Origin of the sequence: Streptomyces sp. NBC_00322, from assembly GCF_036147535.1 — a bacterium.
In the GTDB taxonomy this organism is placed as follows: Bacteria; Actinomycetota; Actinomycetes; order Streptomycetales; family Streptomycetaceae; genus Streptomyces.
In genome coordinates, this window is the sequence record NZ_CP108019.1 from 4,920,640 (window position 1) to 4,934,201 (window position 13,562).

General features: G+C 70.2%; 15 protein-coding genes. 4 read left to right on the forward strand and 11 right to left on the reverse strand.

All coding sequences use genetic code 11. The annotated features are described in order from the left end of the window. The first annotated feature begins 206 nt into the window (after nt 1–206). Entirely contained in the window at nt 207–671 is a 465-nt protein-coding gene (locus tag OG905_RS22425) for a hypothetical protein (RefSeq protein ID WP_328676432.1), read from the forward strand. Nucleotides 672–677: 6 nt separating this feature from the next. On the opposite strand, the gene OG905_RS22430 is transcribed toward OG905_RS22425, so the two are convergent. Both OG905_RS22430 and OG905_RS22435 read right to left on the reverse strand, forming a co-directional pair. Continuing rightward, on the reverse strand, nt 678–872 hold the full coding sequence (locus tag OG905_RS22430) for a DUF397 domain-containing protein (RefSeq protein WP_328676434.1): 195 nt from the start codon (nt 870–872) through the stop codon (nt 678–680). Nucleotides 873–1,022: 150 nt separating this feature from the next. Next, nucleotides 1,023–1,751 (reverse strand): GDSL-type esterase/lipase family protein, encoded by a 729-nt coding sequence (locus OG905_RS22435; protein WP_328676437.1) that lies wholly within the window; start codon nt 1,749–1,751, stop codon nt 1,023–1,025. A 99-nt stretch (nt 1,752–1,850) separates the two neighbouring features. Between OG905_RS22435 and OG905_RS22440 the strand changes: the two genes are divergently transcribed. After that, a complete protein-coding gene (locus OG905_RS22440) occupies nt 1,851–2,843 on the forward strand; it encodes a WD40 repeat domain-containing protein (RefSeq protein WP_328676439.1) in 993 nt (330 codons plus the stop codon). Between the two features lie 19 nt (nt 2,844–2,862). On the opposite strand, the gene OG905_RS22445 is transcribed toward OG905_RS22440, so the two are convergent. The 4 genes from OG905_RS22445 to OG905_RS22460 form a co-directional block, all read right to left on the reverse strand. After that, complete coding sequence (locus OG905_RS22445) at nt 2,863–3,252, reverse strand: PPOX class F420-dependent oxidoreductase (RefSeq protein ID WP_328676441.1); 390 nt, start codon at nt 3,250–3,252, stop codon at nt 2,863–2,865. Nucleotides 3,253–3,506: 254 nt separating this feature from the next. After that, nucleotides 3,507–4,685 carry a serine hydrolase domain-containing protein gene (locus OG905_RS22450; RefSeq protein WP_328676443.1) on the reverse strand — a complete coding sequence of 393 codons (1,179 nt, stop codon included), beginning with the start codon at nt 4,683–4,685 and terminating at the stop codon, nt 3,507–3,509. A gap of 200 nt (nt 4,686–4,885) precedes the next feature. Then, complete coding sequence (serC, locus tag OG905_RS22455) at nt 4,886–6,004, reverse strand: phosphoserine transaminase (protein WP_328676445.1); 1,119 nt, start codon at nt 6,002–6,004, stop codon at nt 4,886–4,888. A gap of 98 nt (nt 6,005–6,102) precedes the next feature. After that, the gene (locus OG905_RS22460; RefSeq protein ID WP_328676447.1) at nt 6,103–6,750 is read right to left on the reverse strand and encodes a GTP-binding protein; all 648 of its coding nucleotides are present in this window, start codon (nt 6,748–6,750) and stop codon (nt 6,103–6,105) included. Nucleotides 6,751–6,970: 220 nt separating this feature from the next. Here OG905_RS22460 and OG905_RS22465 point away from each other — a divergent pair, with 220 nt between their 5' ends. Then, nucleotides 6,971–9,874 (forward strand): FAD-binding and (Fe-S)-binding domain-containing protein, encoded by a 2,904-nt coding sequence (locus tag OG905_RS22465; RefSeq protein ID WP_328676449.1) that lies wholly within the window; start codon nt 6,971–6,973, stop codon nt 9,872–9,874. Here OG905_RS22465 and OG905_RS22470 read toward each other — a convergent pair. Further along, nucleotides 9,861–10,280 (reverse strand): pyridoxamine 5'-phosphate oxidase family protein, encoded by a 420-nt coding sequence (locus tag OG905_RS22470; protein WP_328676451.1) that lies wholly within the window; start codon nt 10,278–10,280, stop codon nt 9,861–9,863. The two genes, OG905_RS22465 and OG905_RS22470, sit on opposite strands and share 14 nt — an antisense overlap. A 126-nt stretch (nt 10,281–10,406) precedes the next feature. Next, on the reverse strand, nt 10,407–10,877 hold the full coding sequence (locus OG905_RS22475) for a hypothetical protein (protein ID WP_328676453.1): 471 nt from the start codon (nt 10,875–10,877) through the stop codon (nt 10,407–10,409). Nucleotides 10,878–11,092: 215 nt separating this feature from the next. Here OG905_RS22475 and OG905_RS22480 point away from each other — a divergent pair, with 215 nt between their 5' ends. Then, a complete protein-coding gene (locus tag OG905_RS22480; RefSeq protein WP_328676454.1) occupies nt 11,093–11,275 on the forward strand; it encodes a hypothetical protein in 183 nt (60 codons plus the stop codon). 34 nt (nt 11,276–11,309) lie between these two features. Here OG905_RS22480 and OG905_RS22485 read toward each other — a convergent pair whose 3' ends face one another. From OG905_RS22485 to OG905_RS22495, 3 genes are all read right to left on the reverse strand, one after another. Then, entirely contained in the window at nt 11,310–12,074 is a 765-nt protein-coding gene (locus OG905_RS22485) for a hypothetical protein (protein WP_328676457.1), read from the reverse strand. Between the two features lie 231 nt (nt 12,075–12,305). After that, nucleotides 12,306–12,953: a hypothetical protein gene (locus OG905_RS22490; protein ID WP_328676459.1), complete on the reverse strand. Its 648-nt coding sequence runs from the start codon at nt 12,951–12,953 to the stop codon at nt 12,306–12,308. A gap of 93 nt (nt 12,954–13,046) precedes the next feature. Then, on the reverse strand, nt 13,047–13,514 hold the full coding sequence (locus OG905_RS22495) for a hypothetical protein (RefSeq protein WP_328676460.1): 468 nt from the start codon (nt 13,512–13,514) through the stop codon (nt 13,047–13,049). Nucleotides 13,515–13,562: the final 48 nt, after the last annotated feature.

Below are 13,562 nucleotides of genomic sequence, written 5' to 3' on the forward strand. Positions count from 1 at the left end.
TCGCACGGGTGGTGGATCGGCTCCGCGCGTGTGAAGGCCGGAATTGGCCGGTGCGCGGCGAAGCCTGCGGAATCCGCCTTGCCATTTTGAGGTGTCCATGCCGCAATGACGGTGTGTCGCTGACTGCTCGTCAGGAGCCGAGCCGCGGATCTGATGTGCTGGCCGGTGACGCCAAACCCGTAACCCCCACATGAAGGCGGGACCCCATGAAGTACGGCACATTCACCACAGGCGCGTTACTGGGCGGAGCTGTCGCCGCAGGCGTGCTCGTCATGGCACCCATCGCCACCGCCGTGACACCGGAGACGGCCGCCCTCTCCTTCGACTGCGGTTCCTTCGGCTCCGGCACGGCAACGCTCACGGCCACTCAGGACGGCACGGCCGCGACCATCAGCGTCTCGACTTCGGCCATCAAGTCGCCCATCGCCATCTCGGAGAAGTCGGTCAAGTCGACCCTCAACCTCACCAAGAACGGCTCCGACACGGCGGCGTTCACCGGCAACTCCAACCCGGCCATCCCGGCCGGGGGCGACGTGTCCACCGGGCCGCTGACCGGGACGGTCGCCGCGGGCGACAGCCTGGAGGGGAAGTCGCTGACGGTCGTCGTCTTCGGCATCACGGTGACGTGCACCGCCACGTCGGCACAGACGCCAGGCCCGTTCGTGTTCTGACGGCCGTCAGGCAGCGCGCCTGACGGCCTCGATGAGGGCGGTCCAGGCGGCGGGGGAGAGGGCGAGGGCGAGGGCGAGGGCAGGGCGGGTGGTGTCCTTGGAGCCGCGGACGTGGATGGCGCGGCCGCGGTTCGCGACTTCGACGCACTCGCCCTCTTCGCTGCTGTAGCTGCTCTTGAACCACTCCAGGTCCGTGCTCATAGTCCCAGCGTGGCCTGCGGGCGCGCGGGCGCTCACCCGGAGCGGAAGGGGTACTGCGTTCGCGGGGTGCCCGCGTTGGACGGGCTGACGTGGCCGCTGGAGTGGCGGCCGCGGCCGTCGACCGAAGTTCCGTTCGTAGAACCGGAGTTGCTACACGAGACGGTGATGGTGTGCAGCGCCCGGCTCTGACGGCGATGCCGTTACGCCGTACGCCCCGCCGAGCCCCCACGCCTGATGCATCGCCCCCGCGAACGCCGCCGCCAGTTTGTGTTCGCCCGTCGGGCCCGGGTGCGTCCCGTCGTACGTGTCCGTGTCGAGGGCGTACGACTGTGGCGGCGACGCCAGCAGGATCGGCGAGGAGGCCGTGTCCAGGTCGGCGACCGCCTTGGCCAGGAGCTCGTTGAAGCGGTCGCACTCCGCCGCGAAGGGGGCGTCGGAGCGGGCCCGTATGTTGGGGATGACCGGCAGCAGGACCATCCGTACATGTGGGTTGGCCGCGCGGGCCTCGGCCATGAACTGGTGGGCGTTCAGGGCGGTTTGGGTGCTGTCCGTGTAGAAGCCGAGGTCTATCAGGCCGAGCGAGACCAGCAGGATGTCGACCCGCTGCGTGGCGACCGCCTCGCGGATGACCGGGGCCATGTGGAGCCAGCCCTCGCCCCAGCCGGACAGATGGCGGCGGGCTTCGGCCGGGAAGGCCGGGTCGGCGTAGGTGTGGGAGACCGGCGCATTCGATGCCGTGTCGTAGAGCTCGGTCCTGGGGCCGACGATCTCGTACGGGCCCTCGAAGGTCGTGGCAAGGTGCTGCCACATCCGGTAGCGCCAGGTGTAGTCGCCGGCGCGTCCGATGGTCATGGAGTCGCCGACGAACATGAAACGCATGGGGGTCATCATGTCCGATCAAGCCCCGCACCTGCGATGTGAGGCTGACCACGGCCGCCGATCCGGAGGCATCAAGGGCGAGGTGGCAGGCTGGGGGGCATGCGTTCGCTTCCGTACGTCACCGGGGCCGCCGGAGCCGTTGCCGCGTCCCTCGCGGTCCTGGTGCTCGCCGCCGTCCCCGCCTCCGCCGACGACGACTCCGGGTTCACGATCAAGGACCCGCGCATCACGGAGTCCAGCGGGCTCGCCGCCAGCCGGGCGCACCCCGGCGTGTACTGGACGCACAACGACCAGGACGAGCCGCGCGTCTTCGCCGTCGATTCCAGGACCGGCGAGACCGTCGCGACGATCACCTTCAGCGGGGTCGGGAAGCCCCGTGACATGGAGGCCATCTCGGTCGGCCCGGACGGGAAGGTCTACGTCGGGGACATCGGTGACAACCTCAACGGCAGCTGGGACCACGTCTGGATCTACGCGTTCCCCGAGCCGAAGGCGCTCAAGGACATGACCGTCCGGGCGACGCAGTACATCGTCAAGTACGAGGACGGGGCGCGGAACGCCGAGGCGCTGATGGTGCATCCCACGACCGGGCGGGTCTACATCGCGTCGAAGAACGAGGACGGCGGCGGGCTGTACGAGGGGCCCGCCAAGCTCACCTCCTCGGGCACGAACACCTTCCGGCGGATCGGCGAGGTGCCCTGGGTGACCGACGGGGCCTTCTCGCCCGACGGCAGGGAACTGGTGCTGCGCTCCTACTTCAGCGCGCGCGGATACGAGTGGAAGAACGGCCGCCTCGGCGCCGACCACCGCGTGAAGGCGCCCCTTCAGGGGCAGGCCGAGTCGGTGACGTACACCCTCGACGGCAAGGCGCTGATGTTCGGCTCGGAGGGCGAGCAGAGCGACGTGCAGCGGGTCGCCCTCGGGAAGGAGTCCTCGCCGGACAGGGGCAGCACGTCTCCCTCCAAGAGCGGGAGTTCGGGCGGCGGCAGCGGTGGAACCGGTGGGACCGGCAACTTCACGTACGGGCTGATCGCCCTCGCCGGTGGCACGGCGCTCGTTCTCGGGTTCAAGCGGCTGCTGCGGCGCGACTAGGCGGGGGCCGGTGCGCGGGCTAGAGCGGGCGCACCTCGTAGTGCAGCGTCTTGTCCCGCATCACCTTGTGCGCGATCGGGACCAGCGCGCCGTGCATGAACGGGTGCTCGTGCAGAAGCATCTTCGACGCGTGCTGGCTCTCCTCGCTGCCCGGGTCGAGCAGCCGCACCCTTGCCTTGATCGCCGGCCCGGTCGGCTTGCCGCGCGCCGTGCAGGGCGCGAGCTCGATCTCCGGGTTGTTCCGCATCCGCTTGGCCTTGCCGGATGCGGCGTAGGTGCGGACGTATGCGTGGTCGCCGTCGACGACGATGCTGACGGGGGTACCGACGGGGGTGCCGTCCTGTTTGTAGCTGGTGAGCAGAACAGCCCACTGTTTTTCGAAGGGGATGAGCCCCGGGCTCGTACTCATACCTCCATGAATGCACGTTCTGCGCGCCGCGTCACGTTCGGGGGGTTCTTTCCCCCACCCCGCCCTCCCCCAGACTCCGTCCGGGGGGACCCCCAACCTCCCCGCGCCTCAATCGCCGGCGGGGCTGGATGTGCGGCCCTGCCGCACATCCAGCCCGTCCGGCGATTGAGGACACGCGCGAAGCGCGTACGGGGTCTGGGGGCTTGCCCCCAGTTCGGGAAGGGGCGGGGTGGGGAACAAGCCCGCCGCAAGCGCTAACGGCGCAGCAGCGCGCAGATGAAGTCCTCCTGGACCGACCGGAGTTCCGCCAGCAGCTCCGGCTTGTTGTCCTTGTTCACCTGCGTGGTGATCGAGAACGTCAGCGACCGCTTCCCGTCCGGCGTCGCCGCCATCAGCTGGGTGTAGCCGGGGAAGTTGCCCGTGTGGCCGTACACGACACCGCACCGCGTCGTGTAGCGGAAGATCGCCAGGCCGGTGGCGTTGACGCCCGGGCCCGCCGGTTCGGAGGCGCCGGCGCGCCACTGCAGCTGCTGGTGGCGCGTCGGCTTCGAGATGAGGTCGCCGCCCGCGTAGGCGCGGATGAACCTGGTCAGGTCCCTGGGGGTGGAGACGATGCCGCCGGACGCCCAGACGCCGGACGCGCTGAGTGCGGTGCTGACATCCTCCGTGGGGTCCGGCGGGTCGACGGCGTAGCCGTGCAGATAGGGCTCGGGGAGCAGGAAGCCCTGCGGGAGGCTGGTGTTCCGCAGGTCCAGCGGGCGGTAGACGAGCCGCTTCAGCAGCTCCTCGTACGGTCGGCCGGTCACCGCCTCGGCCATGAGCGCCACGGCGATGTTGTCCGAGTTCGAGTACTGGTACTGCGAACCGGGAGGGAAGGCCAGCGGTTCGTCGGCGACGAAGTCGAGGAGGCGGCGGGAGTCGAAGACGTGGTGCGGGTCGGCCATCAGGATCGCGAGGAGTTCCGGGGACAAGATGTAGTCCGGCAGGCCACTGGTGTGGTTGAGCAGCTGCCGGAGCGTCACCGCGTGCCAGGCCTCGGGGAGCGCGGGCAGGCGCTCGCCGATCGTGTCGTCGAGGCCGAGCAGTCCGCGGTCGACCAATTGCAGGGCGACGGCTCCGCTGAAGGCCTTGGCCGTGCTGGCGATGCGCATGTGGTCGGTCGGCTGCGGCCGCCGGTCGGTGCCGAGCTCGGAGACGCCGGCCCGGTAGATCTTCTTCTTGTCCCCGCGCTGCAGTACGGCGATGATTCCGGGCGGGCCGCCGGGTGCCCGGAGCAGTTCTTCGAGGCGTTCCTGCAGTGCGTCGTCGTGACCGGTGCTTGCCGGCTCCCCGGCCACCGCGGGGGCGGACACCGGCCCGGCGAGGCAGCCGACGGCCAGCAGGACGGCGGCGGGGAGCAGCCAGGTACGGAAGCGGAAACGGGACACGGGCATCGCTCCTGAGGGTGGTGACGGTGGCGGGTGCACAGAAACCAGCATCAGGACAGGGAGACGAGCCCGCCCGCTGCGGTGGTCCATCCGGCAGACAGCGCGCTCAGGAACGAAGGCAGGCGGGCCCGGGAACGGGACGGGCCCGGCAGCGTCACGCCGCCGGGCCCGTTCCCGTACACCTCCGTAGCGCTACAGCTTCAGCGCTACAGCTTCTCGATCACGTAGTCGATGCACGCCGTCAGCGCCTCGACGTCCGCCGGGTCGATCGCCGGGAACATCGCCACCCGCAGCTGGTTGCGGCCCAGCTTGCGGTACGGCTCCGTATCGACGATGCCGTTCGCGCGCAGCGCCTTCGCGACGGCCGCCGCGTCGATGTCGTCCGTGAAGTCGATCGTGCCGATGACCTGCGAGCGCTTCGCCGGGTCGACCACGAAGGGGGTCGCGTACTTGGACGCCTCGGCCCATCCGTACAGCGTCCGCGAGCTCGTCGCCGTGCGGCCGACCGACCAGTCCAGGCCGCCCTGGCCGTTCAGCCACTTCAGCTGCTCGTTGAGCAGGAAGAGCGTCGCCAGCGCGGGCGTGTTGTACGTCTGGTTCTTCAGGGAGTTGTCGATCGCCGTCGGCAGGCTGAAGAACTCCGGCACATGGCGGCCCGAGCCGTGGATACGCGCGGCGCGCTCCAGCGCGGCCGGGGAGAAGACGCCGATCCACAGGCCGCCGTCGGAGGCGAAGGACTTCTGCGGGGCGAAGTAGTAGACGTCCGTCTCGGCGATGTCGACGGGCAGGCCGCCCGCGCCGGACGTGGCGTCGACCAGGACGAGTGCGCCCTCGTCGGCGCCCGGCACGCGCTTGATGGGGGCCGCGACGCCGGTCGAGGTCTCGTTGTGGGTGAAGGCGTACACGTCGATGCCCGCCTCCGCCTCCGGGTCCGGGTGCGTGCCCGGCTCGGAGGTGATGACGGTCGGCTCGGCCAGCCACGGCGCGAGCTTGGCGGCCTTGGCGAACTTGGAGGAGAACTCGCCGAAGGTCAGGTGCTGGGACTTGTTCTCGATCAGGCCGTGCGTCGCGATGTCCCAGAAGGCGGTGGAACCGCCGTTGCCCAGGATGACCTCGTAGCCCTCGGGGAGCTGGAAGAGGTCGCGTACGCCGTCGCGCACCGCGCCGACCAGGTTCTTCACCGGGGCCTGGCGGTGGGACGTGCCGAGGAGAGAGGTGCCGGTGGCGGCCAGGGCGTCCAGCGCCTCCGTACGCACCTTGGAGGGGCCCGCGCCGAAACGGCCGTCGGCGGGCTTGATGTCAGCGGGAATCTGGATCTCAGCCACGTTCTGGAGCGTATACCGGTCCCGCGCCGTGGTGGACACGCGGTCCGGCGGCTGAGACGGGCTCCCGCCCGCCTGACCTGCGCGTCGGGGGTCGCGCTTCAGTCCTTGTCCTGGAGGGCCTGCTCGTGCTCCCGTACGGACAGCTCGTGCAGATGCTCGACCAGCGCGAGCAGGACGAACTTGCTGGAGGAGTGGTCGCGGGCGTCGAACTCCACGAGCGGCACCTCCGTCCCCAGCGCCAGTGCCTCGCGGATCTGCTCCTCGCTGTGCAGGGGTCCGCCGAAGTCGTTGACGGCGACGATGAAGGGCGTGCCGTGCTGCTCCAGGCGGTCCAGCGCGTACCAGGCGTCGGGCAGCGAGCGGGTGTCGACGAGGACGACCGCGCCGAGCGTTCCCTCGAAGAGGCGATCCCACAGAAACCCGAAGCGTTCCTGGCCGGGTGCGCCGAAGAGATAGAGGATGCTGCGGTCGTCGATCGTGATGCGGCCGAAGTCGAAGGCGACGGTCGTGGAGCCCTTGGCGCGGACGCGGCGGGTGTCGTCGGGGCCGGGGCTGCCGGGGCGGGTGCCGGCGAGGCCCATGACCTCCTCCGTGTGCAGCGGACGGATCTCGCTGACGGAGCGGACCATCGTCGTCTTGCCGACCCCGTAACCGCCCACGACGACGATCTTCAGGGCGTTGACGGTCGTCCCGGCGCGCGTGGGGTGGAGCTGCGCCGGGGGGACCGCCCGCGTGGCGGGGGTCATCGGTTCTGCGGGGTGCCGGTCATCGAGTGTTGCCTTCCGGGGTGGCGAGGGCGTAACTGGAGCCGCTTGTTCCCTGATCAAGTGGTGGTCACTATAGGAGAGTTGGCGATCGGACTGGGCAGTTCCGGGCGGGCTTTCCGCTCCGGCGACGGTACGCGGTGCCCGCAACCGGCAGGTTTCGTTCCGGTGTGATGTGAGCGACAGGGGCATCCTGAGACACATGGCTGAGCAGCGAGGGGCAGTGCGGAGCCGGCGCGAGACGGGCGAGCTGGTGCGAGCGCTCACGCGGGCGGTGCGCGGCGAGGTGGACTTCAGTGCGGCGGCCCGGGCCCTGATGACGATGGACGCCTCCAACTACCGGCGGGTGCCGGTCGGCGTCGTCGCGCCGCGCGACGCGGCGGACGTGGCGGCCGCCCTGGAGGTGTGCCGTACGCACGGGGTGCCGGTGGTGCCGCGCGGCGCCGGTACGTCCATCGCCGGGCAGGCCACCGGCATCGGCGTCGTCCTCGACTTCACCCGCCACATGAACGCCGTCGTCGAGGTCGACGCCGAGGCGCGCACGGCGGTGGTGCAGCCCGGAGTCGTACTGGACACGCTGCGCGATGCCGTACGGCCCAACGGGCTCACCTTCGGGCCCGATCCCTCCACGCACAGCCGCTGCACGCTCGGCGGGATGATCGGCAACAACTCCTGCGGCGCGCACTCGGTGGCGTGGGGCACGACCGCCGACAACGTCCGCGCGCTGTCCGTCGTGACGTACGGCGGGGCCGAGCTGCGTCTCGGCCAGGGCTGGGAAGGCCCTCCCGGTGCTCCCCGTGCTCGCGGCGCTGCGCCGACGGGGTTGCGCGAGCTGGTCGACCGGAATCTCGCCCTCCTGCGGACCGGGTACCCCGAAGGGCTGCCGCGCCGGATCTCCGGATACGCGCTGGATGCGCTGCTGCCCGAGAAGGGCGTCGACCTGGCGCGGTCGTTCTGCGGCAGCGAGGGAACGCTGGGGGTGCTGACGGAGGCATCCGTACGGCTCGTCGACGCGCCACGCGCGCGTGCGCTCGCCGTGCTCGGCTACCCGGACGAGAGCGCGGCGGCGGACGCGGCGGCCGGACTGCTGACGCACCGGCCGCTGACCGTCGAGGGCATGGCAGAGGATCTGGTGCGCGGCGAGCGGGGGCTGCCGCGCGGCGGGGCCTGGCTGTTCGTGGAGACGGGCGGCGACACGGCGGCCGAGGCGCGGGCCCGCGCCGAGGACATCGTGCGGGCGGCCGACGCGCTGGATGGCGCGGTGGTGGACGATCCGGCCGGAATGCGGGCGCTGTGGCGGGTCCGCGAGGACGCGGCGGGCACCGCGACCCGCACCGCCGACGGGGCCGAGGCCTGGCCGGGCTGGGAGGACTGCGCGGTGCCGCCCGCGCGGCTCGGCGCGTATCTGCGGGACTTCCGCGCCCTGCTCGCGGCGCACGGTCTGCGCGGCACACCGTACGGGCACTTCGGCGACGGCTGCATCCATGTCCGTATCGACTTCGACCTGATGAGCGACGGCGGTGTGCGGGCCTTCCGGCACTTCTCGCAGGAGGTGGCGGACCTGGTCGTCGCGCACGGCGGCTCGCTGTCGGGCGAGCACGGCGACGGGCAGGCGCGTGCGGAACTGCTGCCGAAGATGTACGGCGACGAACTCGTCGCCCTCTTCGGCCGGGTCAAGGACGTCTGGGACCCCGCGGGCGGCATGAACCCGGGCATGCTGGCCCGGCCTTCGCGGCTGGACGCGAACCTCCGCTTCTCCGTCTTGCCGCGCGAACGCGTCGAGGTGGCCTTCGGTTATCCGCACGACGGCGGGGACGGCGGGGACTTCTCGGCGGCGGTACGGCGGTGTGTCGGCGTCGCCAAGTGCCGGGTGGCAGGGCCGAGTTCGGGGCCGGACGTGATGTGCCCCTCGTTCCGCGCGACGGGCGAGGAGCAGCACTCCACCCGTGGGCGGGCCCGGCTGCTGCACGAGATGCTCGCGGGCGAGGTGGTCCACGGCCGCTGGCGCTCGCACGAGGTGCGGGACGCGCTCGATCTGTGCCTGTCCTGCAAGGGGTGCCGCAGCGACTGTCCGGTGGGCGTCGACATGGCCACGTACAAGGCGGAATTCCTGCACCACCACTACGCGCACCGGGTGCGGCCCGCCTCGCACTACGCGATGGGCCGGCTGCCGGAGTGGCTGCGGGCGGCCGCGCCGTACGCACGGCTGGTCAACGCGCTGGCGCGGGTGCGCCCGCTCGCGGCGCTCGCGAAGCGCCTAGGTGGCATCGCCCCCGAACGTGCCCTTCCGCTGCTGGCGCCGCAGACCTTCCGCAGCTGGCTGGGCGACCATCTGGCCACCCGTACGGAGGTCTTCACCCGCAGCCGCACGGCGGTGCTGTGGCCGGACACCTTCACCGACCACCTCTCGCCGTCCGTGGGCCGGGCGGCCGTGAACGTCATGGAGTCGGCGGGCATCGGCATCGCCCTGCCGCCGGGCCGGGTCTGCTGCGGCCTGACGTACGTCTCGACGGGCCAGCTCGACCGGGCCCGGACGGTCATGCGCCGGACCCTGGACACCGTGGAGCCCCTGCTGGACCTGGGCGTCCCGGTGGTGGTCCTGGAGCCGAGCTGCGCGGCGGCCCTCAAGACGGACCTGCCGGAACTCCTGACCGACGACCCGCGGGCGGCCCGCCTCGCGGCCTCGGTCCGCACCTTCGCCCAGGCCCTGGAGGAATGCGCCCCGGACTGGGAGCCGCCCCGCCTGAACCGCCCGGTGGCGGGCCAGACCCACTGCCACCAGCACGCGGTCCTGGGCGACGAGGCGGAACGCCGCCTGCGCGAACGGGCCGGCCTGGAGGGCGAGTTGAGCGGCGGCTGCTGCGGCCTCGCGGGCAACTTCGGCTTCGAGAAGGGCCACTACGAGGTATCGGTCGCCTGCGCGGAGGACCAACTGCTCCCGGCGGTGCGGGCGGCGGCTCAGTCCACGGAAATCCTGGCGGACGGCTTCTCGTGCCGTACGCAACTGGAACAACTGGAGGGTCGGAGGGGGAGGCACCTGGCGGAGGTGCTGGCGGAGGGGTTGGGGCGGGGCCTGGGCGAGGGCCCCGGGATCACCCGATCGTGAGCTCTTCGATCAGGGGCGGATCCTGGGTGAAGTCGCTGTAGCGCACCCAGCTCGGCCGCACCCGCACATGCGTGATGCCCGGCCACGACAGCCGGTCCCGGCCGTCCGGGTACGCCGTGAAGTAGCACGCCTGAACGCGCTCCAGTTCGGCGCCGGTGGGGAAGTCGGCGACGCCCTCGATCTGCGCGGTGATCGCGTCGTCCCAGCCGATCACGAGCGCGATGCGGGGGTCGGCGCGCAGGTTGAGCCACTTGCGCGTCGTCTCGACGGTGTCGAAGACGATCTCGAGGTCGTCACTGACCGCGTATCCGACGACGGCGGCCTGGGGCGCGCCGTCCGGGGTCACTGTCGACTGGACGGCGAGCTTGTAGCGGCGAAGAAACCAAATCAGCTCGTCGCGGTTCATGAGCCCTCCCTACCACGGGCGCGGCGGCGCGGCGCGCGGTGCGGGGGAGCCGGGTGGCTGGGCAGGCCCGGCGGGACCGGGCCGACATCGGGCCCCGTGGCGGCCGGCAGCGGCTGCCTCTGGCTTTCACTCACCGGTCAGCCTCTCCTCTCCGAGCCAGTCCTCGGGGAAAAGCGGCGCAGGTATCAGCACGGCGAAAGCGACTTGCGCGGTGACCTGGAACTGCATCGGTTCGGACGCGCTGCTGGCGATGACAGGCCACGCACAGAGGACCAGCGGGATGCCGAGCAGCATGCGGAACCAGACCACGTCCATGCGGTTGTGCACCGTTACCGCGAAAACACCAATGAGCACGGACGGTATGCCGATGATCAGCAGCATGCCCATCCCGAACGTCATGATCTCCAGGAAGGTTTCCTCCCACGAGACCGTCAGAGAGATGGCCACCCATGCTGCGGTGTGGATGAGGACATACGTCAGCACGCATCGGCCCATCCGCTTGAACACGCGCCCTACTCTGCGCGTGGGCACCTGCTCCGTCGACACCGCTCCCCCCACGTCGCGCGCCAGATTTTGAACATGTTCAACATAGCCCATGGGCAACCCATCGAGCCCGGTAGGGCAAGGGCGAGCGCGAAGGAAGATCATTACTCTGCATGAGTGCTCTCATGCGACGAGTTGACTTCACCGGAGCGTGAGCTGTGGGATCTCTTCCCGAGGGACGCCGCGTGGACCTGCGCAGGGGTGTGCCTGAGGATGACCGTGTCGCCGAGGGTGGGCAGTGGGGCCCTGGGCGAACGGTTCGGGCCGCTGTGATCGTGGCGCTCCTCCAGGGCGTGAACACCGCGCACCCCATCGGTGGTTTGGGTCAGCGCACGGCCTGGTATTGGTCGAACGACAGCCTCCAGTGGCTGGCCTACCTCCTGATCGCCTTCGGCTGGGTGCTGACGACCGCCGTCATCGCGGGTGTCACTCGCGCCCTGCAGAAAAACTAGCGGGCAACAGCTGAGGTCAGGGCGGCGGCAGGCGCTAGGAGTTGATCAGGCTCAGCAACCGCTGCGTGGCCTCGAATCCGGTACCGGCCGTCTGCAGGAAGCGCTGGATCCGTCCCACCGCCTGATCGCGAGCCTGCTCGTCGCCGTCGGCCAGTGCCGCGTCGAGGACATCCGCATGGCTCGCGGCGACATCGGCCTGCTCCTGCGGAGCGCGCTCGGCTTCTCTCCTCAGTTGCTGTGCCAACTCCTGGTAAGTGACCCGGCCTTGCTCGTTGTGGGACTGATAGGTGGTGGAGGTCGCACCGGGGCTGTTGAAATTCCCCGAGACGTGGTTGTCGCCGGAGCCCGATGTCTGATGGATGGTGACACCGGAAGGCGCGTGCCTGCGGCCGTAGTTCGCCACGTTCTCTCTGACTCCCACTGCGGTGGCCCGGTAGCGGCCGGGGCTGAACGGATGGTGGTCGGTCACCTGCTGATGGGCGAGCCCCAGGTCCTCCAGCCTGCCCATGATGTGATGCACATCCGCGGGATTCCAGGCCATCTGCCGGAAGTAGCCCGACATGTCGACGAACACGTCAGGAACACTCCCGCTCGTGCTGCACAGGTGGTCCAGGGCGCCCAGCGCGAGCCTGTCCGTTTCCCCCTCCGGCGTCGACCGGGCCGGCAGGGCATTCCTGAACTCGATCTCCCTGTGAGCCCGGCCTCGCGTTGCTGTTCCGCGGCGGACGATGACGACGATCACCGGCAAGAACAAGATCACAGCTAAGGGCAGAAGGGTGACAAGGCTGACGAAGTTCACGCGGGGGTCCTCCTGTGCCGGGCGCAGCACGGAGCGTAGAGCCGGGTTGCCTGCGTGAACAAGGGCCCGGGGGAGCTGGTGCTGTGACCGCACAGGTTCGCCGGGTTGGTGGTCGTGGCGGGTGCCGCGAACACTCTGGCCGCGCTGAAGTCGATCCGCGTCGCAAGGCCCGACGGCGCCGGCGGCCTGACCGCCAACCGGGCGTACCTTCCCGGCGAAGGCATCCGAGAGCTATGACCGGGGCGTGCCGTGCCAGCGCCATGTGGTGAGACGAGGGTGTCCGGGCAGTTCGGCGCGTCCGGTGGCCCACAGCAGGGTGGGCCAGGGGTCCGTGGTCGATGGGGCATCCGGAAACAGCCGGGCGAGCACGCGCGAGCACAGATCGGCGGGCGGCGTCCAGGCGAGCCCGAGCCCCTCTGCCAGATCATGGGTGTGCACCAGGGTCTCCACGATCCCCATCGCGGCGAAGCCCACGGGGTCCGAAACCCCGAAGACGTGGTACGCGCGGACCCGCGACGGCGTCGTACGCACCATGGCGACCAGCAGCGCGCCGCTCGCCTCCAGCACCTGCAACAGCCCGGCCGATCCCGCCGCGCGGTCTGCGTGAACAGCGTTCGCAGGGCCGCCGGGCCTTCGGCTTTCCCACACGAAGGGCACGTCGCCCTCCAAAGGCGGTGCCTTGGGACCCAGTTGGGCGGCATAGGCGAAGAGATCGTCGCTCAGGTGCTCGACGGTCTCCCAGCAGTCCCACTCCAGAGAGCCGGCCTTGCGGTCCCAGGCCGCCGAGGGCGCCTCCCGGAGAGTGGCGACGGCGAGTTGGACAGCTTGCTCAAGGTCGTCCGCGGTGACAGGCAACGGTCCGGCGGTTGATGGAGGCATGGTGGGAACCGTAGCGCGAGTGCTGGGAGCGACTTCCTTCAGGAACCGGCTGGGAACCCGGCGAACCTTTCCGGTCACAGCATTAGCCCTCGTCTAGCGAATGGGGCAGTTGAGATCGGGCGATGAGCGATTGGGTGAGCACGTCACCAAGGCCACTGACAGGAACGACGGCCGTTCGAGATAGAAGCCGATCGACACATCGCCGCCCCAACCAACCTGATCAGCAGCTGAGTCGATCAATGTGGTCATGCGCGTGACATCACGATCCGATGCGGAAGCGAAGCGAGGTGCGTACTCGGTCAGCCGCTCACCGAGCCATTCCGCTGCCCTCTTCGCCTCCTCCCACGTGCCCTGTACGAGCGTCCCGGGCTTCATGAGCCAGTGCGCTGTCTCAAGGGGTGGCAGATCGGAGACGGGGAAGTCGGCGACGACCTCGCGGTACCGCTGGATCAGTTCCGGCTTGCTGCCGGGCGGGGGCGGATCGGGGTGCGTAGGGCGGCGCAGGGCTTCCTGGTCGAACTGTTGCTTGGGGCCGGTCCAGAGGTAGCCGTGGAAGTGCAACTGTCACCTCGTTCGGTGCGGTTGGAGGCCCCGGCCCCGGGGGGAAGG

Coding starts and splice junctions, on each gene's coding strand:
- OG905_RS22425 (WP_328676432.1), top strand. CDS start 207: ATGAAGTACGGCACATTCACCACAGGCGCGTTACTGGGCGGAGCTGTC.
- OG905_RS22430 (WP_328676434.1), bottom strand. CDS start 872: ATGAGCACGGACCTGGAGTGGTTCAAGAGCAGCTACAGCAGCGAAGAG.
- OG905_RS22435 (WP_328676437.1), bottom strand. CDS start 1,751: ATGCGTTTCATGTTCGTCGGCGACTCCATGACCATCGGACGCGCCGGC.
- OG905_RS22440 (WP_328676439.1), top strand. CDS start 1,851: ATGCGTTCGCTTCCGTACGTCACCGGGGCCGCCGGAGCCGTTGCCGCG.
- OG905_RS22445 (WP_328676441.1), bottom strand. CDS start 3,252: ATGAGTACGAGCCCGGGGCTCATCCCCTTCGAAAAACAGTGGGCTGTT.
- OG905_RS22450 (WP_328676443.1), bottom strand. CDS start 4,685: ATGCCCGTGTCCCGTTTCCGCTTCCGTACCTGGCTGCTCCCCGCCGCC.
- OG905_RS22460 (WP_328676447.1), bottom strand. CDS start 6,750: ATGACCCCCGCCACGCGGGCGGTCCCCCCGGCGCAGCTCCACCCCACG.
- OG905_RS22465 (WP_328676449.1), top strand. CDS start 6,971: ATGGCTGAGCAGCGAGGGGCAGTGCGGAGCCGGCGCGAGACGGGCGAG.
- OG905_RS22470 (WP_328676451.1), bottom strand. CDS start 10,280: ATGAACCGCGACGAGCTGATTTGGTTTCTTCGCCGCTACAAGCTCGCC.
- OG905_RS22475 (WP_328676453.1), bottom strand. CDS start 10,877: ATGGGCTATGTTGAACATGTTCAAAATCTGGCGCGCGACGTGGGGGGA.
- OG905_RS22490 (WP_328676459.1), bottom strand. CDS start 12,953: ATGCCTCCATCAACCGCCGGACCGTTGCCTGTCACCGCGGACGACCTT.